Source organism: Roseomonas alba, assembly GCF_019430885.1.
In the GTDB taxonomy this organism is placed as follows: Bacteria; Pseudomonadota; Alphaproteobacteria; order Acetobacterales; family Acetobacteraceae; genus Neoroseomonas; species Neoroseomonas alba.
This window is the reverse complement of sequence record NZ_JAHYBZ010000009.1, coordinates 63,937-81,120: the sequence shown is the minus strand read 5'-3', so window position 1 is coordinate 81,120 and position 17,184 is coordinate 63,937. Positions and strand designations below refer to the sequence as shown.

Sequence of the window (17,184 nt, the reverse complement as noted above, 5' to 3'; positions counted from 1 at the left end):
GCCGCTCCCTCGCAAGCTGCTGACAAGGGCCATATATGCGGCCCGCCCCACAGGTCCAATCGGGGCGCCGGGGAGAGTCGAGGGTTCATGAGCGGAACGGCTGGTCGGATTGCCCTGGTGTGCAGTTGCGAAGACACGATGCGCCTCGACGGGAAGGCGATCGCCCGCGGCTGCGGCGCCGAGTTGCGCACGGCCGAGCAGCTCTGCATGGCGCAGCTCGATCGTTTCATGGCCGCGCTCGCCACCGGCCGGCCGCTGACCGTCGCCTGCACCGCCCAGGCGCCGCTGTTTGCCCAGGAAGCCGCCGAGGCCGATGCCCCGACGCCGATTTTCGTCAATGTCCGCGAACATGCCGGCTGGTCCGCCGAGGGCCGCGCGGCCGGTCCCAAGATGGCCGCGCTGCTGGCCGCCGCGGCCGAACCCATGCCGGCCACGCCCCTGGTGCCGCTGGAAAGCAAGGGCGTCACGCTGGTGCTCGGCCGCGATGCCGTGGCGCTGGAGGCCGCGGCGAAGCTGCAGGACCGGCTGGACCTGACCGTGCTGCTGGCCGGCGCCGAGGAGGTCACGCCCCCGCGCGCGGCCCCCTTCCCGGTGATGAGGGGCCGGGCGCGGACCGCGACGGGCTGGCTCGGCGCCTTCGAGGTGACGGTGGATGGGGCGGCGGTACCACGCCCGTCATCCCGCGCGCGATACGAGTGGGGGCCGGGCAAGGATGGTGCGGTCAGCCGCGCCGACATCGTGCTGGACCTGACCGGGGCCGCGCCGCTGTTCCCGACGCCGGAGGTGCGGCAGGGCTATCTGCGCGCCGATCCGACCGACGCCGCCGCGGTCGAGCGCGCCATCACCGCCGCATCCGATCTGGTCGGCACCTTCGACAAGCCGCGCTTCATCGCCTTCGAGGGGTCGCTCTGCGCCCATGCGCGCAATCGCCGCAACGGCTGCACGCGCTGCATCGACCTCTGCCCCACCGGGGCCATCACGCCCGGCACCGGCAAGCTGCGCGACCAGGTGGTGATCAGCGCGGAAATCTGTGCCGGTTGCGGGGCCTGCGCCGCCGTCTGCCCGACCGGGGCGGCGACCTACACCCTGCCGCCGCCGGCCGCCCTGGCGCGGCGCCTGCGGCGGCTTCTGCTGGCCTATCGCGAGGCCGGCGGCGACGCGCCGGTGGTCCTGTTCCACGATGAGGCGCAGGGCGAGCCGCTGCTCGACGCCCTGGCGCGGCATGGCGATGGCCTGCCCGCCCGCGTGCTGCCCCTGCGGGTGAATGAGCCGACCGCGCTCGACCTGTCGCTGATCGCCGGCGCCTTCGCCTGGGGGGCGAGCGCCATCCGAGTGCTGCTGCCCGGCCGCCATCGCCATGGGGTCGAGGGCGTGGCGCGCAACATCGACTATGCCAATGCGGCGCTGGACGGTCTGGGCCTCGGTCACGCCACCCCGCGTGCGGGGATGATCGAGACCGACGATCCGTTCAGCCTCGGCGAGGCGCTGGCCGTCCTGCCCCGCGCACCGTTCGGCTTCGCGCCCTCCACCCATGAGGCGATCGGCAGGCCGCGCGAGATGGCGTTGCAGGCCCTCCGTGCCCTGCGCCACGCCGCCGCCGCGCCGGCCGAGACGGTCGCGATGCCGGCCCTCGCGCCGTTTGGTGTCGCGCAGGTGAATGCCGAGGGCTGCACGCTTTGCCTCGCCTGCACCGGCGTCTGCCCGACCTCAGCCTTCAGCGCGAATCCGGAGCGGCCGCAGCTTCGCTTCCTCGAGGATGCCTGCGTGCAATGCGGCCTGTGCGCGGCGACCTGCCCGGAGAAGGTCATCACCTTGGAGCCGCGGCTGAACTTCTCCCCCGCCGCGGCGAGCCCGCGCGTGGTGAAGGAGGAGGAGCCGGCGGCCTGCGCGCGCTGCGGCACGCTGTTCGGCACGAAATCCTCCATCGCGCGGGTGAAGGCGAAGCTGTCGGCGCATTGGATGTTCACCGACCCGGCGCGGATCGCGATCCTCGACCTGTGCGAGGCCTGCCGCATCGACCAGGCGACCTCGGGCGGGCTCGATCCCTATGCGGGACCGGCACGGCCGGTGACGAAGACCTCGGAAGACTATCTGCGCGAGGCCGAGCGCAAGCGGCGCGGCGAGGGGTAAGCCCCGCACACGCAAGGATGCGGGATTGGAGGCAGCTTTCTTGGAGGCGCCGGCCTGGCGCTCCTTTCATGCCTTTCGGAGGGCTGTGCCAGCGAAGCGGTGCCGCCCTCAGTTCCGGGGCAGCCGTGCGACGCTCGGCGCATCCGGGTTCTGCGCGCGATGCCGCAGCAGATGGTCGGCCAGGACGATGGCCAGCATCGCCTCCCCCACCGGCACGGCGCGGATGCCGACGCAGGGGTCGTGGCGGCCCTTGGTCTGGACCTCGACCTCCCGGCCCTGGCGGTCCACGGAGGCGCGCGGGGTCAGGATGGAGCTGGTCGGCTTCACGGCGAAGCGCGCGACGATGGCTTGGCCGGTGCTGATGCCGCCCAGGATGCCGCCCGCGTGGTTGGACTGGTAGGCGACCGTGCCATCGGGGTTCATGCGCATCTCGTCGGCATTCTCGGCGCCGGTCAGTGCGGCGGCGCCGAAGCCGTCGCCGATCTCCACACCCTTCACGGCGTTGATGGACATCAGCGCGGCGGCAAGGTCGGCATCGAGCTTGCCGTAGATGGGCGCACCGAGGCCGGGGGGGACGCCCTCGGCCGTGACCTCGATGACGGCGCCGACCGAGTTGCCGGATTTGCGGAGATCGAGGAGCTTCTCCTCCCAGCGCGCGGCCGCCGCCCGGTCGGGGCAGAAGAAGGCGTTGTCGTCCACCGCCGACCAGTCCCAGGCGGCGGGGTCGACCCAGTCGCCGCCGATGGCGACCAGGGCGCCGCGGATGCGGATGTCGGGGCCGAGCACCCTGCGCGCCACGGCGCCGGCGGCGACGCGCATGGCGGTCTCGCGCGCCGAGGACCTTCCGCCGCCGCGATAGTCGCGGATGCCGTATTTCAGCTCATAGGTGATGTCGGCATGGCCGGGGCGGAAGCGCTCGGCGATGTCGGAATAGTCCTTGGAGCGCTGGTCCGTGTTGTCGATGTGCAGCGCGATGGGCGTGCCGGTGGTCTGGCCCTCGAAGACACCCGACAGGATGCGGACCTGATCCGGTTCCTGCCGTTGCGTCACGAATTTCGACTGGCCGGGGCGGCGACGGTCGAGGAAGGGCTGGATATCGGCCTCAGTCAGGGCGAGGCGCGGAGGGACGCCGTCGACCACGCAGCCGATGGCCGGGCCGTGGGATTCGCCCCAGGTGGTGACGCGGAAGAGGTGGCCGAAGCTGTTGTGCGACATGGGGTGCTCAGGGCGCGGCGGGGGTGGTGGGGACGCCGGCGGCGCGCGAGGCGGGCGTCGTGGTCGGGACGGTCATGGCCTCAACGGTCCGGGCGGGGCGCGCCACGATAAACGCAGGTCAGCATGCCCAGCGGCGCGGTGGCCCCCGGATTGGCGGGCGAAGGCGCAACCTCTTCGGTCATCCGCTCGACCACCACCGATCGGGCGAGGTCGCAGTAGCGGGCGATGAAGGCACCGAAAGGCTGGCCGGTATCGGTCAGGAAGACCAGCGCATCGCCCTGCCGGCAGTGGATGCGCGCCCGCTCATCCGCTTCGCGCTCGCTGACCCGCATGGTCTCGGGGCCGGTGACGCGGATGGCAACCCAGCAGCGGGCTTCGTCGGGAAGCTGGGCGCGCGCCGGCAGCACCGCGCCGGCGCCGAGCAGGACAGCCAGAACGGCAAGGCGCAGCGCTGGCAGGCGGATCGTGGAAACCATCAGGCGCCGGGTTAGCCCGGACCGGCCGGCGCCTCAATGGGCGGGTCGTTGCTCAGGCGGAAATGCGGCCTGGCCGGCGGGTCAGCCCTTCTCCACCGTGATGTCCGGCGCGTCGGGGTTCTTCATGCCGACGATGTGGTAGCCGGAATCGACGTGGTGGACCTCCCCCGTCACGCCCTGGGACAGGTCGGAAAGCAGGTAGAGGCCCGAGCCGCCGACCTCCTCGATGGTGACGTTGCGGCGCAGCGGGGCATTGTACTGGTTCCACTTCAGGATGTAGCGGAAATCGCCGATGCCGCTCGCCGCCAGCGTCTTGATCGGGCCGGCCGAGATCGCATTCACCCGGATGCCGCGATCGCCGAGATCGGCCGCCATGTAGCGCACCGAGGCCTCGAGCGCCGCCTTGGCCACGCCCATCACGTTGTAGTGCGGCGTGACGCGCTCGGCCCCCAGATAGGACAGGGTCAGCAGCGACCCGCCTTCGGCCATCAGCGCGGCCGCCCGCTGTCCGACCGCAACGAAGGAGAAGCAGGAGATGTCCATCGCCTGCAGGAAGGCCGCCCGCGGTGTGTCGAGGTAGCGGCCGCGCAGGAACTGCTTGTCCGCATAGCCAATGGCATGGACCAGGAAGTCGATCCTGCCCCAGGCCTTCTCGACCGCCGCGAAGGCCGTGTCCATGGAGGCATCGTCCGCCACGTCGCAGGGCAGCAGCATGGTCGAGCCGACGCTCTCGGCGAGCGGCCGGACGCGCTTCTCCAGCGCCTCGCCCTGATAGGTGAAGGCGATCTCCCCGCCCTGGGCCGCGACGGCCTGGGCGATGCCCCAGGCGATCGAGCGATCATTCGCCACGCCCATGATCAGGCCCCGCTTGCCCTGCATCAGGGTGCCGGTGGCGATCCGGGGCTCTGGCGCGGCGTCATTCATTGTCTGGGGGCCCGTGCGATTGCTGAGAACGGGCGTGGTGCCATGGCAGGGGGTGGCGAGCAAGAGGTTCCCGCCCCTTGCCTGCCCCGCCCAGCCCCCCGATACAGGCGCGGCAAGGAGCAACCGCGCATGGCCGCCACCGAGGACCCGATCGCCGCCTTCCAGGCCTGGATGGAGGAAGCGGCGAAGACCGAACCGAATGACCCCAATGCCGTCTGCCTGGCGACCGCGACGCCGGAGGGCATTCCCTCCGCGCGGATGGTCCTGCTGAAGGGCGTCGATGCGCGGGGCTTCGTCTTCTACACCAACCTCGAAAGCCGCAAGGGCGGGGAACTCGCCGCCAACCCGAACGCCGCGCTGTGCTTCCACTGGAAGACGCTGGCGCGGTCCGTCCGCGTGGAAGGCGCGGTCGAGGCCGTCACGGGTGCGGAGGCGGATGCCTATTATGCGTCCCGCGCGCGCACCTCGCGCCTCGGGGCCTGGGCGTCGAAGCAGTCGCGGCCGCTGGAATCGCGCTTCGCGCTGGAAAAGGCGGTGGCGGAATACGGGCTGAAATACGCGGTCGGCGAGATCCCGCGGCCGCCCTTCTGGTCGGGGTTCCGGGTGCTGCCGCGACGCATCGAGCTGTGGCGGGACATGCCGTTCCGGCTGCATGAGCGGCGGGTGTTCCATCGCGAGGGGGACGGGTGGCGGTTGGAGACGCTGTATCCCTGATGAGGGGCAGCGCCCAGTTGGAGGGGCTCTGCCGCTCCAAACCACCCCGCCAACGGCCACAGGGCCTTTGGAAACCTCGACTTGGCGCCGTGCGCGGCGGTTCGGCCATCAAGGGGCTCGCGCGTTGTGGCGCACGCTGCGTTGCCCCGCTCCATTGGCGCCGGAATTGGAGGGGCCTTGCCCCTCCGGACCTCCCCGCCAAAGGCCAGAAGGCCTTTGGAAACCTCAAGGTGGCGCCTTGCCCCTTTGGCAAAGCGGTGCCGAAACCCGCCTTTGCGCACGAAGCGCGCTGGACAGGCGACGTGTGGCGGTTGTGCGAGGTACCAATGGATTGGGGCCCAGGCGCTCCAAGCACCAGGAGCACCCATTGGCGTTCTGAAGTAGCGTCAGGGGGACCCCGATGGCGGGGTGGTTTGGAAGGGCAGGGCCCCGCCGACCTCGTCGGCCCAGGTCGGGACCGATGATCCCGCCATCCCAGGCCGAGGCCGCCGCCTTCCTGTCGCGCCTGTCCGGCACCGCCCCGATCGAGACCCACATCTCCGCCGTCTTCGTCGGCCGCGACACGGTCTGGAAGATGAAGAAGGCGGTCTCGCTCGGCTTCCTCGACTTCACGCGGCTGGAGGATCGTGCGCGGTTCTGCGCGCGGGAGCTTGAACTGAACGGCCCGCATGCGCCCGGGATCTATCGCGATGTGGTGCCGCTGACGCGCGGCGCCGATGGCACGCTGCGGGAAGGCGGGGACGGACCGGCCGTGGAATGGGCGCTGCGCATGGCGCCGATCCCGCCGGGCGATTTCCTCGATCATGTGGTGCCGGATGCGTCGATGCTCGATGCCCTGGCGGACGCGGTCGCGGCGATGCATGGGGCCGCGCCGCGCGCGGATGTGGACACTCCAGCGGCAATGCGTGCGATTCTGGAGGGCAACGTGCCCTCGGCGCTGAATGCCGGTCTGCCGGCGGATCGGGTCGCAGCCTGGGCGGAGGCAGCGCGGGCGGAACTCGCGCGCATCGCGTCGATGCTCGCCCGGCGCGGTGCGAGCGGCTTCGTGCGGCGCTGCCACGGAGACCTGCATCTGGGAAATCTGTGCCTGTGGCAGGGCAAGCCGACACCCTTCGACGCGCTTGAGTTCGACGAGGCCCTGGCGCGCATCGATGTCGGCTACGACCTCGCCTTCCTGCTGATGGATCTCGATCTGCGGCACGGGCGCTGGGCGGCGAACCGCGTGCTGAACCGCTATGTCGCGCGGACCGGTGATGCGGGGCTGGTCGCGGGGCTGCCCTTCTGGCTGTCGCTGCGCGCGATGATCCGCGCGCATGTCGAGGCGCGTCGCGGCGGCGCCTGGGACGCGCTGCTCGCGACCGCAGAGGCGCATCTCGTTCCGATGCCGTCGCGCCTCGTCGCGATCGGCGGGCTGCAGGGCACCGGGAAATCGACGCTGGCGCGGGCTCTGGCGCCGGAGCTCGGCCGGTGCCCCGGCGCGCTGCTCCTGCGCAGCGACGAAGCCCGCAAGCGCCGCTTCGGGACCGCGCCGGAAGAACGCCTGCCCCAGGATGCCTATCGCGAGGAGGTCAGCCGCGCGGTGCATGCAGAGGTCTTCGCCATGGCCGCGACGGCGGTCGCGGGCGGCCAGGTCGTGGTGCTGGATGCGGTGTTCCTCGACCCCGCGCAGCGCGCGGCAGCGGAACAGGTGGCGCGCGAGGCAGGCCTGCCCTTCGACGGCATCTGGCTGGAAGCGCCGATCGAGGTGCTGCGCGCGCGCATCGCGGCGCGGCGCGGCGATGCCTCGGATGCCACGGAGGCGGTGCTGCTGCGCGCCGCAACCGCCGATCCCGGCACGATCACCTGGCATCGCATCGCGGCGGATGACCATGCTGTCATCGCCGCGCGCGGGGCACTTGGCATGGACCCCCCTGGCATGTGCTAGTGTGGTTGCGCTGCTCGATGCGGAGCGCAGCGTGGAAGGGATCTTCACGTCATGGCCTATCGTCGTCTCCTGCTGCCGCTGACCGGAACTGCCGCCGGGGAAGCTGCGCTCGCCACTGCGCTGATCGCCGCGCGCATCTGGGGCGCGCATGTCCACTGCCTCCACGTCCGCGTCGATGCGCGCGACGTCGCACCGCTCGCCGGCGAAGGGCTGTCGGGCGCGATGATCGAGGAGATGATGGCCGCGACCGAACGCGAGAGCGGGGAGCGCGCCGAGCGGGTGCGGTCGCTGTTCGAGCGGTTCACCTCGGGCCTCGGCGGCGTCTCGCTGGCCGACAATCCCGACACCGCGGCGAAGACGGGCGGGCCGACGCTGTCCTTCGAATCCATCGCCGGGCGCGAGGAGGACATCGTCGCCCAGCAGTCGCGCCTGTACGACATGGCGGTCGTGCCGCACCCGGAAGCCGGCGAGGACGTGTCGAGCAGCGACGCGCTGCACGCCATCCTGTTCGATTCCGGCCGGCCGGTGCTGATCGCCCCGCGCGTCGCGCCGCTCGACATCGGCAACCGCGTCTGCGTGGCCTGGAACGGCACGGCGGAGAGCGCGGCCGCGGTCGCCGCCGCCCTGCCCTGGCTGCACAAGGCGAGCGCGGTGCAGATCCTCTGCTCCGACGAATACCAGCGGCGCGGGCCGAGGGCGGAAGGCATCCAAGCCTATCTGCGGTGGCATTCCGTCCCGGCGGAGATCGTCCCTTTCAAGCCGCAGACCCGCGAAGTCGGCGCCGGACTGCTCGGCGCGGCGCGCGACTTCGGTGCCGACCTGCTGACCATGGGCGCCTATTCGCATTCGCGGCTGCGGCAGCTCATCCTGGGCGGCGTCACGCGGCACGTGCTGGAGAATGCCGAGATTCCCGTGATGATGTGCCGCTGAACGCAGCGTCATCACGCGTCTGAATGGGCGCCATCCGGCGCGCTGCGTGGCGCGCCGGAATCGCGATCGCTATGTCCGTCTGCGAACAGAAGGTCCGCCCGCGGACCGCAGACGGAGCAGACGACATGATCGAGATCCGCCCCTTCGCCAGCCTCGGCAAGGCGAGTTTCGGCTGGCTCAACGCCAACCACCATTTCTCCTTCGGCCATTACCGCAACCCCGATCGCGACCAGTGGGGCCGGCTGCGCGTGTGGAACGACGACGAGATCGCGCCGGGCACCGGCTTCGACCCGCATCCCCACCGCGACATGGAAATCATCACCTATGTCCGCGAGGGCGCGATCACCCATCGCGACAATCTCGGCAATGAGGGCCGCACCGAAGCGGGCGACGTGCAGGTGATGAGCGCCGGCACCGGCGTCGTGCATGCCGAATACAACCTGGAACCAGGCAAGACGACGCTGTTCCAGATCTGGATCATGCCCGACCGCCGCGGTGTGAAGCCATCCTGGGGTGCGAAGAAGTTCCCCAAGGAGCAGCGCGAAGCGCGCTTCGAGGTGCTCGCCTCCGGCCGGCCGCAGGATGCGGGCAACGGCGCCCTGCCGATCAACGTGGACGGCGCGGTGCTGGCGACGACGCTGAAGAAGGGGCAGACGCTGGTGCAGGGCCTCGGCGCGGGCCGCGCGGCCTATATCGTGCCGGCGCGCGGCGCGGTGACCGTGAACGGCGCGGCGGCACAGGCGCGGGACGGCATCGCGGTGCAGGACGAACGCGAATTTAGCATCACGGCGACGGAGGATGCGGAGCTCGTGATGGTGGAGGTTGCGGCGGCGTGACGCGCGCTCGGGGAGGGGCTTTGTCCTGAACGCGCGAAGAGTGCGGCGCTGGCGGATCGGGGAAGGGCTCTGCCCTCCCCCGATCCCCCACCTGCCAAAGGCCACAGGGCCTTTGGGAACCGATACTTGGCTCCGGGCGCCCCGGCAGGAATAAGGGCCGAGACCGCTCTTGCGCACGAAGGGCGCCTGGCGAGAACAGCATACCGGCTGCGCCCAGCGCCAAGAAATTGCGTTCCAAGTGCTCCAAGCACTTGGCGGGGTGAGGCTTGGAGAGGGGCCGCGCCCCTCTCCAATACCCGGCCGCGCTCCATCTTTCCTCGTATGGGGTTTCGCCCTCTCCGATCGCTCCGGTCAGTGCAGGGCCATCGGCGCTCGCCGCCGCCGGAACTGCCACCCTTCCTCCCGCATGCGCCCCGCCAGGCCGATCAGCGGCGGGTCGAGGAAGATCAGCGCGGCCTCCCGCACGAAGGATGACAGCACCAGGGACGGGTCTTCGGCACCCAACGCCGCCTGGGTGACGGCGTGAAGGATCAGCGCCTCATCGTCTGAGACATGGGAACAGTGCGGGCAGCCGACATCGACCACGCGCGTCGCCTGGACCGCGATGCCATGCATCAGCGCATGGGTCGACAATGCCAGCGTTGCGGCGCCGCCGGCAGCTTCCAGCGTGGCAAGCACGGCCGGCAACGGGTCTTCCTTCTGCCGCACGGCGGCCACCCAGGGGCGCAATCCGTTCAGCAGCAGCCAGGTCGGCGCGGGATCGAGTTGCGCGACCAGACCGGGCCAGGCGGGCGCCTGGCGCGTGAAGGCGAGGATCTGTCCCATGGGTTGGTCCCGTGTGGCGGCGGCTTGCTTCTGGCATTTTTGCGAATGCCTCGCAATCTCAAAACTCTGTCACGGAACCGTCGTTGGATGACCCGACATGCCCCGGCGATACCGCTGCGGCACGCAGCCCCTGGGGATCACCATGGAATATTCGCGCCGCTTCAAGTTCCTGCTCTGCGCCCCGGCCTTCGACGAGGCCGGCGACCTGGAAGGCGAGCGCCTGGCTCACATCACGCGGGAGATCGAGCAGGACGGTTACCAGAGGGTCCGCGCCCGGCGCGACGATGATGCGGAACTGGTCGTGCGTACCGATGCGGCGATCGGCTGCCTGATCGTCGACTGGGGCAAGAAGGGGCTGCAGGGCAAGGCGGCGCAACTGATCTCCCTGACGCGCAAGCGCGGCCTCGATGTGCCGGTCATCCTGCTGGTCCGCCGTCATCGGCTGGAAGACATCCCGGTCGAGGTGCTGGACGACGTGGACGGCTTTGTCTTCCTGGCCGAGGAGACGCCGGACTTCATCGCGAAGAACCTCGTCTCCCGCCTGCGGCAATATGCCGAGAGCCTGAAGACACCCTTCTTCGGCGCGCTGGTCGATTATGCCGAACAGGGCAACATGCTGTGGACCTGCCCGGGGCATAATGGCGGTGTGTTCTACCGCCGGTCGCCGATCGGGCGGATCTTCGTTGAGCATCTCGGCGAGGCGGTGTTCCGCGACGACCTCGACAATTCGGTGCTGCAACTGGGCGACCTGCTGACGCATGAGGGGCCGGCGGCGGCGGCTGAACGCGCGGCGGCGGAGATCTTCGGCGCCGAGCGCACCTATTTCGTGCTGAACGGCACTTCCACCTCGAACAAGGTCGTCCTGTCGGCGCTGCTGGCACAGGACGACCTGGTCTTGTTCGACCGCAACAACCACAAGGCCGCGCATCACGGCGCGCTGTTCCTGGGCCAGGCGATCCCCGTCTATCTCGAAACCGACCGCAATCTGCATGGCCTGATCGGCCCGATCTGCCCGGAAGCCTTCGACGAGGCGCGCATCCGCCAGGCGATCCGCGACAATCCGCTGGTGACGGACAAGTCCCGCGCCGATGCCCCCCGCCCCTTCCGCGCCGCCGTGGTCGAGCAATGCACCTATGACGGCACGATCCTGTCGGCCGAGCAGGTCATCGCCCGCATCGGGCACCTTTGCGACTATATCCTCTTCGACGAAGCGTGGGCCGGCTTCATGAAGTTCCACCCGCTCTATCGCGGACGCTTCGGCATGGGGCTGAAGGATCTCGGGCCGGACAGCCCGGGCATCATCGTCACGCAGTCCACGCACAAGCAGTTGGCGAGCTTCTCCCAGGCCAGCCAGATCCATGTGAAGGACAGCCACCTGGGCGACCAGCGCCGACGCGTCGAGCATCGCCGTTTCAACGAGTTCTTCCTGCTGCACGCCTCCACCAGCCCCTTCTATCCGCTGTTCGCGTCCCTGGATGTCGGCGCGCAGATGATGAAGGGACGGTCGGGCGAGGTGCTGTGGGACGACACGGTGCGGCTCGGGATCGAGCTGCGGAAGAAGATGCGCATGACGGCGCGCGACTTCGCCGGCGCGCAGGACGCCGCGAAGCGCTGGTTCTTCGATCCCTTCGTGCCGGACCACGTCACCGTCGATCGGCGCGAGGTGCGCTGGGAGGAGGTGCCGACGGATCTGCTCGCCACCGATCCCGGCCTGTGGGAACTCCGCGAGGGCGAGGCCTGGCATGGCTTCCGCCACGTCGCGCCGGGCTGGGCCATCACCGACCCCAACAAGCTGACCGTGCTGACGCCGGGCTTCGACCGCGCTGCGGGCACCTATACCGAGCACGGCATTCCCGCGCCCATCGTCGCCGAATACCTGCGCCAGAACCGCATCGTCTGCGAGAAGAACGACCTCAACTCGCTGCTGTTCCTGCTGACGCCGGGCGTCGAGAGCAGCAAGGCCGGCACGCTGCTGTCGCATCTCGTCTCCTTCAAGATGCTGCATGATGCGAATGCGCCGCTGGACGAGGTGATCCCCGACTTCGTCGCGCGCCGGCCCGCGCGCTATGGGAAGATGCGGCTGCGTGATCTCTGCGCCGGCATGCATGCGCTGCTTCGTGAGGCAGGGGTCTCCGCGCTGCAAGGCGCGCAGTTCCGCGCGGAGCACCTGCCCGAGATCGCGCTGCCGCCGCATGAGGCGGTCCGCGCGCTGACGCGCAACACCGTGGACTACCTGCCGCTGGATCAGCTCGAAGGCCGCATCGCGACGACGCTGTGGGTGGTCTATCCGCCCGGTATCGCGACCATCGTCCCGGGCGAACGCCTGACCGCGCGGGCCAAGCCGATGATCGACTACCTGCGCGCGTTCGAGCAGGCGGCCAACACCTTCCCCGGCTTCGAAAGCGAGGTGCAGGGCCTGCATCGCGAAACGCAGCCGGATGGCAGCGTGCGCTTCTTCACCTACGTTGTGCGGGAGTAGCCATCTCGGGAGAGACCGCCATGCCGACATTGCCGGACGGCACCGCCATCCCCGCCCTGGGCCAGGGCACCTGGCACATGGGCGAGAACCGCCGCGCGCGGGACGCCGAGGCCGACGCGCTGCGCCTCGGCCTCGATCTGGGCATGACGCTGATCGACACGGCGGAAATGTATGGCGAAGGCGGCGCCGAGGAAGTCGTCGGCGATGCCATCACGGGACGGCGCGAGGAGGTCTTCCTCGTCTCCAAGGTCTATCCGCACAACGCCTCCCGCCGCGGCACCGTCGCGGCCTGCGAACGCAGCCTGAAGCGGATGCGCGTCGAGACCATCGACCTGTATCTGCTGCACTGGCGCGGGTCCGTGCCGCTGGACGAAACCGTCGAGGCCTTCGAGGCGCTGCGCGAGGCCGGGAAGATCCGCCATTGGGGCGTGTCCAATTGCGATGTGGACGATCTGGAGGAGCTGGGCACCGCGCTGGCCGACTGCGCGACGGACCAGGTGCTCTACAGCCTGGAGCATCGCGGCGTGGAATTCGACCTGCTGCCCTTCTGCGAGCGGCATCGCATGCCGGTGATGGCCTATTCGCCGGTCGGCCAGGGCGGGCGGATGCTGCGCAACGCGGCGCTGATCGAGGTCGCGCAGCGGCATGATGCGACGCCCGCGCAGATCGCCATCGCCTGGACACTGCGCAGTGGGAAGGTCATCTCCATCCCGAAGGCGGCGAAGGCGGAGCATGTGCGGCTGAATGCCGCAGCAGGCGGGATCGCACTGACGGCGGAGGATCTCGCGACGCTGGATGAAGGATTTGCACCACCGACGCGGAAGCGGTCGCTCGCGATGCTGTAGGCCGAGATGCCTTGCCGGCGGCGGCACGGATAGGCGGTCTGCGTCCCCGCTCCTGTCGCCCCAGCATACCGAGACTCTGGTTCTCGGTGAGCCCTGAGACGCGCCTCGTCCGTTTCGATAGTCAACGGACTCCGCTCACGTCTGGAGGAGGATCATCTGCGGCGGAGCCGCGGACGCCGAAAGGCCGATCGGTCCGCTTGCCAGAAAAAACCCGCGACTATTAGCTTTCCACGCCTCACCTGATCCGGGAAACAATCGCCCGGCGGATCGGGCCGAACGCCATCCATCCCATCAGAGTTCGCCCACGATGATCGAACTTTTCCTCCTTCTGGTCGGCGGCCCGGTCGTGCGGCGACGATGGCGCGTCCTCATGGCACTCGGCCTCGTTTGGATGGCGGTGGGCGCCTTGCTGTTCGTGAATGCGGCGATGGAGGATCTTCGCATCCCGCCGATCTACTTCACGATACCGCTCCTGATCGACGCGGCGGTGTCGCTCATCGCCGGTCTCGGCGGGGTGGGCGCCTATCGCGGCTTGCGTTTCGGCAAGGCGACGCTTCTGGTCGCGGTGTCGCTGCTCATCGTGCTGCGCCCCGGCGGTTCGGACATTGCGATCGGCCTTCTCGTCGGCGTCATCCTCGTGGTGGATTCGATCTGGCGCGCCACAAGCGCCTATGTGGTGCGCTTTGCGGCGTGGCGCCGGTCCCTCGTGGCTGCGGGTTTCGAGTTCCTCCTGGGCATCTGGTCCTTCGTTCCCTGGCCGACGCAGTGGCAGGGCGAGGTCGGGCTCGATGTCGGCACGCTGATGATGGTGACGGGCGCCAGCGTGGCCGGCCTGGCGCTGAAGCTGCGACGGTTGCCGCCGGGCCTGCCCATATCCCGCGTCCTGAGCAATGGTTGGCCCCGCCAGAAAGTCGACGATGCCGGATCCGACGCCCTGGCCCCGCAGCGCTCCGGCAGCCTCACCGTCCATGTCTGGACGCCGACCGGCTCCATGGCGCCGCTCAGCCGCGGCGTGGCGCGCTACGTGGCGGCGCTGGACGAACACGGTGTCATCTCCACCGGCCACGCGGCCCTGGAAGCACCACCCGACATCTATGTCAGCCACTATCCGGCGGTCGAAATCAGCCGCGATCAGGCTAATTTCGCCAACGCGCTCAAGGCGACGGCCGAGAACGACGTCCCCGGGAAGTTCCAGCCGAGCTACGCCGTCGAAAGCCAGGACTGGTGTCCCTCGACCCGGCAGATCGACCTGCACAACATGAATATCGGCGCGTTGCAGGCGTTCTGGACCGAATACCGGCAGGACGGGACCTACAATCTCACCAATCGAAACTGCTCGAGCGTCGTCGCGAAATCACTCGACGCCGCGGTCGAGGGCATCTTCGCCGACCACTCCCGCTCGCCGTGGTTCCTGCTGCGCCTGTTCCTTCTCCCGGAGCTGTGGGCCGCAGGTGTCATGCGCCGGCGCGCCGCGGCGATGGCCTGGACCCCGGGCATGGTGCTTGATTACGCGCGGGCGCTGTCCTCCGTCCTCGCGCTGCCCGCGCGACTCAACCTCACGAGGCCGGGCACTTGACCGGCGCAGTTCCGGGCCGCCGCGCCCACGGCGCCGCCTTCGCGAAGAGCACCAACCTCGGAGCAAGAGCTTGCCGCAGGTAGCCCCCGGCGGCGCCCTGGCCGCACGCACCGCCATTGTCGCGGTCGCCACGATCTTCGGCCTCACCTACAGCCTCGCTGCGGCGCTGATCGCGCTCGACCTGTCCGAACGCGGGCTGAGCGAGACGCTGATCGGCGCGAATGCCGCCATGCACGCCCTCGGCGTGCTCATGATGGCGTTCCTGCTGCCGAGACTTGCCGCATTCCTCGGCCTCAAGCGGGCGGTGATCGGCGCGCTGCTGGCGGCGTCGGGGCTGTTGTGCCTCTTCCCGCTCCTGCCCGTCATCTGGATCTGGTTCGTGCTGCGCATCTTCCTCGGCGCGGCGTCGGAGACCCTGTTCGTCCTGTCCGAAACCTGGCTGAACGCGGTCAGCGCCGAATCGAGCCGCGCCCGCACGATGGCCGCCTATACGGCCGCGCTGTCGGTCGGCTTCGCGCTTGGCCCGCTCATCCTCTCCTGGGTGGGATCGGACGGCTTCGCACCCTATGGCGTCGGCGCCGCGCTGGCAGCCGGGGCAGCGCTTATCGTCATGTCGCCAGCCGTCGCCTCGGTGCGCTTCGAAGCGCCGCAGCACGCCAATCCACTGCGTTACATGCGCCTCGCCCCGATCGCGATGGCGGCGACCGCGCTGAATGCGGCGGTCGAGACCTCCGGCCTCACCTTCCTCACGCTCTACGCCATGGCAGTGGGTTGGCAGGAATCGGACGCCACGCAGCTCATGGCCTGCATGATGTTCGGCGCCATCGTGCTGCAACTGCCGCTGGGCTGGATCGGCGACAAGGTCGACCGGGAGCGGCTCATTGTCGCTCTGGCGATGCTCGCCGCGCTCGGCGCCCTGGCCTGGCCGTGGGCGCTGGGCTCGCAATGGGCCACCTATGCGATTCTGTTCGTCTGGGGCGGCATTTTCGTCGGCATCTACACGATGATGCTTGCCCTTGTCGGCAGCCGCTTTTCCGGCAGCGACATCGTCGGAATCTACGCCGCCATGGGGCTGTTCTGGGGGGCCGGCGCCCTGGTGGGGCCTTCGCTGGCCGGCATGGCGATGCAGTCATCGACCCACGGGCTGGTCTTCTTCATCGCCTTGGCGTGCGCCGCTTTCGCACTCTGTGCCGCTGCGTTCCGCGGCACGCGGAAAGGGGCGAAAGAAGGCGCCGCCGCGCTGTAGGGTCCGCGAGCATGTGATCACCGGGCTGTAGTTCCGGGCACCGGGGATACGCCATTACAGGAAGGTCGGCAGGGGCGCCTCTCTTTCGATGTCACTCGATCTTCCCCAGCGCCCGCACCACCCGCACCAGCCGTGCCGCATCCTCCGCATAGAACTGCGCGAAGGCGTCCCCGTCGCGGAAGTCCAGCGTGTTCCCGCTCGCCGCCATGGCCTTGCGGAATTCGCTGTCCGCGGCGACCAGCCGCGACGATTCCCGCACGCGGTCGATCACCGCTGCCGGCGTGCCGGTGGGGGCGAAGAGGCCGACCCAGATGTAGAACTCGCAGTCCGGGTAGCCTTTCTCGATCAGCGTCGGGACGTCCTCGAAGCCGGCGAGGCGCGTGCGGCCCCAGGTCGCCAGCGGTCGCAGCGCGCCGCTGCGGATATGGGGCGCGATCGGGCCGGGGCCGGAGGCCATGCAGTTCACCTGGCCGCCGAGCAGCGCCGTCAGCGCCGGACCGCCGCCCTGGAAGGGGACGTGCAGCATGTCGAGCTGCGCGGCCTGGGCGAGCTGCGCCATGGGCACGTGCAGCGCGGAGTAATTGCCGGCCGAGGAATAGGAGACCTGGCCCGGCCGCGTGCGGACCTCGGTGACGAAGTCCTCAAGGCTGCGGATGTGGCTGGCGGCGGGAACAACCAGTACGGTCGGATCGGCGGAGAAGAGCGCGATGGGCGCCAGTTGGTCAGGTTCGTAGGCCGGGGTGCGGCCGTTGACCCGCGCGGCCTCGGGCAGCAGGGCCATGGAGGAGAGCGCCATCAGCAACGTGTAGCCATCCGGCGCCGCGCGGGCGACGGCAGCGTTGCCAATCTCGCCGGCCGCACCGGGCCGGTTCAGGATGGGAACGGCGATGCGCCAGATACGTTCGAAGGCCGCGGCGACGGGGCGGCCCACCACATCGGCCTGGCCGCCCGGCGGGAAGGCGACGACAAGCGTCACGGGGCGGGCGGGGAATCCTTCCTGCGCGCGGGCCGTCCCCACGGCGAGGGCAGCGGCGGTCCCGGCGATCAGGGCGCGTCTTTGCATG

14 protein-coding genes are annotated in these 17,184 nt (G+C 69.8%); 9 read left to right on the top strand and 5 right to left on the bottom strand.

Features of this window, described 5'->3' with window-relative positions:
* Positions 1 to 138: 138 nt before the first annotated feature.
* Positions 139 to 2,130, top strand: a complete 1,992-nt coding sequence (locus KPL78_RS23440; RefSeq protein ID WP_255569368.1) for a 4Fe-4S dicluster domain-containing protein — start codon at positions 139 to 141, stop codon at positions 2,128 to 2,130.
* 108 nt (positions 2,131 to 2,238) lie between these two features.
* On the opposite strand, the gene aroC is transcribed toward KPL78_RS23440, so the two are convergent.
* From aroC to fabI, 3 genes are all read right to left on the bottom strand, one after another.
* Positions 2,239 to 3,345, bottom strand: a complete 1,107-nt coding sequence (gene aroC / locus KPL78_RS23435) for a chorismate synthase (protein WP_219765400.1) — start codon at positions 3,343 to 3,345, stop codon at positions 2,239 to 2,241.
* Between the two features lie 80 nt (positions 3,346 to 3,425).
* On the bottom strand, positions 3,426 to 3,821 hold the full coding sequence (locus tag KPL78_RS23430) for a hypothetical protein (protein ID WP_219765399.1): 396 nt from the start codon (positions 3,819 to 3,821) through the stop codon (positions 3,426 to 3,428).
* 81 nt (positions 3,822 to 3,902) lie between these two features.
* Positions 3,903 to 4,745: an enoyl-ACP reductase FabI gene (gene fabI, locus KPL78_RS23425; RefSeq protein WP_219765398.1), complete on the bottom strand. Its 843-nt coding sequence runs from the start codon at positions 4,743 to 4,745 to the stop codon at positions 3,903 to 3,905.
* 129 nt (positions 4,746 to 4,874) lie between these two features.
* On the opposite strand from fabI, the gene pdxH reads away from it, so the two are divergent.
* From pdxH to KPL78_RS23405, 4 genes are all read left to right on the top strand, one after another.
* Complete coding sequence (gene pdxH / locus KPL78_RS23420) at positions 4,875 to 5,459, top strand: pyridoxamine 5'-phosphate oxidase (protein WP_219765397.1); 585 nt, start codon at positions 4,875 to 4,877, stop codon at positions 5,457 to 5,459.
* Positions 5,460 to 5,919: 460 nt separating this feature from the next.
* Positions 5,920 to 7,383, top strand: a complete 1,464-nt coding sequence (locus KPL78_RS23415) for a bifunctional aminoglycoside phosphotransferase/ATP-binding protein (RefSeq protein WP_219765396.1) — start codon at positions 5,920 to 5,922, stop codon at positions 7,381 to 7,383.
* Between the two features lie 51 nt (positions 7,384 to 7,434).
* The gene (locus KPL78_RS23410) at positions 7,435 to 8,313 is read left to right on the top strand and encodes a universal stress protein (RefSeq protein ID WP_219765395.1); all 879 of its coding nucleotides are present in this window, start codon (positions 7,435 to 7,437) and stop codon (positions 8,311 to 8,313) included.
* Positions 8,314 to 8,438: 125 nt separating this feature from the next.
* Positions 8,439 to 9,149, top strand: coding sequence for a pirin family protein (locus tag KPL78_RS23405; protein WP_219765394.1), 711 nt, complete (start codon positions 8,439 to 8,441; stop codon positions 9,147 to 9,149).
* A gap of 351 nt (positions 9,150 to 9,500) precedes the next feature.
* Here KPL78_RS23405 and KPL78_RS23400 read toward each other — a convergent pair whose 3' ends face one another.
* On the bottom strand, positions 9,501 to 9,974 hold the full coding sequence (locus KPL78_RS23400; RefSeq protein WP_219765393.1) for a hypothetical protein: 474 nt from the start codon (positions 9,972 to 9,974) through the stop codon (positions 9,501 to 9,503).
* 97 nt (positions 9,975 to 10,071) lie between these two features.
* Here KPL78_RS23400 and KPL78_RS23395 point away from each other — a divergent pair, with 97 nt between their 5' ends.
* The 4 genes from KPL78_RS23395 to KPL78_RS23380 all read left to right on the top strand — a co-directional run bounded on the left by KPL78_RS23395 (position 10,072) and on the right by KPL78_RS23380 (position 16,120).
* Complete coding sequence (locus KPL78_RS23395; RefSeq protein WP_369412836.1) at positions 10,072 to 12,453, top strand: Orn/Lys/Arg family decarboxylase; 2,382 nt, start codon at positions 10,072 to 10,074, stop codon at positions 12,451 to 12,453.
* A gap of 20 nt (positions 12,454 to 12,473) precedes the next feature.
* Positions 12,474 to 13,298 carry an aldo/keto reductase gene (locus tag KPL78_RS23390; protein ID WP_219765392.1) on the top strand — a complete coding sequence of 275 codons (825 nt, stop codon included), beginning with the start codon at positions 12,474 to 12,476 and terminating at the stop codon, positions 13,296 to 13,298.
* A gap of 370 nt (positions 13,299 to 13,668) precedes the next feature.
* Positions 13,669 to 14,874 (top strand): HdeD family acid-resistance protein, encoded by a 1,206-nt coding sequence (locus tag KPL78_RS23385; RefSeq protein WP_255569367.1) that lies wholly within the window; start codon positions 13,669 to 13,671, stop codon positions 14,872 to 14,874.
* A 70-nt stretch (positions 14,875 to 14,944) separates the two neighbouring features.
* Positions 14,945 to 16,120 carry an MFS transporter gene (locus KPL78_RS23380; RefSeq protein WP_219765390.1) on the top strand — a complete coding sequence of 392 codons (1,176 nt, stop codon included), beginning with the start codon at positions 14,945 to 14,947 and terminating at the stop codon, positions 16,118 to 16,120.
* A 91-nt stretch (positions 16,121 to 16,211) separates the two neighbouring features.
* Here KPL78_RS23380 and KPL78_RS23375 read toward each other — a convergent pair whose 3' ends face one another.
* On the bottom strand, positions 16,212 to 17,183 hold the full coding sequence (locus KPL78_RS23375; RefSeq protein ID WP_219765389.1) for a Bug family tripartite tricarboxylate transporter substrate binding protein: 972 nt from the start codon (positions 17,181 to 17,183) through the stop codon (positions 16,212 to 16,214).
* Position 17,184 lies beyond the last annotated feature (1 nt).

Excerpts from the sequence above, each read along its gene's own strand:
- KPL78_RS23385 (WP_255569367.1), top strand. The coding sequence starts at position 13,669 with ATGGCACTCGGCCTCGTTTGGATGGCGGTGGGCGCCTTGCTGTTCGTG.
- KPL78_RS23430 (WP_219765399.1), bottom strand. The coding sequence starts at position 3,821 with ATGGTTTCCACGATCCGCCTGCCAGCGCTGCGCCTTGCCGTTCTGGCT.
- pdxH (WP_219765397.1), top strand. The coding sequence starts at position 4,875 with ATGGCCGCCACCGAGGACCCGATCGCCGCCTTCCAGGCCTGGATGGAG.
- KPL78_RS23390 (WP_219765392.1), top strand. The coding sequence starts at position 12,474 with ATGCCGACATTGCCGGACGGCACCGCCATCCCCGCCCTGGGCCAGGGC.
- KPL78_RS23410 (WP_219765395.1), top strand. The coding sequence starts at position 7,435 with ATGGCCTATCGTCGTCTCCTGCTGCCGCTGACCGGAACTGCCGCCGGG.
- fabI (WP_219765398.1), bottom strand. The coding sequence starts at position 4,745 with ATGAATGACGCCGCGCCAGAGCCCCGGATCGCCACCGGCACCCTGATG.
- KPL78_RS23395 (WP_369412836.1), top strand. The coding sequence starts at position 10,072 with ATGCCCCGGCGATACCGCTGCGGCACGCAGCCCCTGGGGATCACCATG.
- KPL78_RS23415 (WP_219765396.1), top strand. The coding sequence starts at position 5,920 with ATGATCCCGCCATCCCAGGCCGAGGCCGCCGCCTTCCTGTCGCGCCTG.
- KPL78_RS23405 (WP_219765394.1), top strand. The coding sequence starts at position 8,439 with ATGATCGAGATCCGCCCCTTCGCCAGCCTCGGCAAGGCGAGTTTCGGC.
- aroC (WP_219765400.1), bottom strand. The coding sequence starts at position 3,345 with ATGTCGCACAACAGCTTCGGCCACCTCTTCCGCGTCACCACCTGGGGC.
- KPL78_RS23400 (WP_219765393.1), bottom strand. The coding sequence starts at position 9,974 with ATGGGACAGATCCTCGCCTTCACGCGCCAGGCGCCCGCCTGGCCCGGT.
- KPL78_RS23375 (WP_219765389.1), bottom strand. The coding sequence starts at position 17,183 with ATGCAAAGACGCGCCCTGATCGCCGGGACCGCCGCTGCCCTCGCCGTG.
- KPL78_RS23440 (WP_255569368.1), top strand. The coding sequence starts at position 139 with ATGCGCCTCGACGGGAAGGCGATCGCCCGCGGCTGCGGCGCCGAGTTG.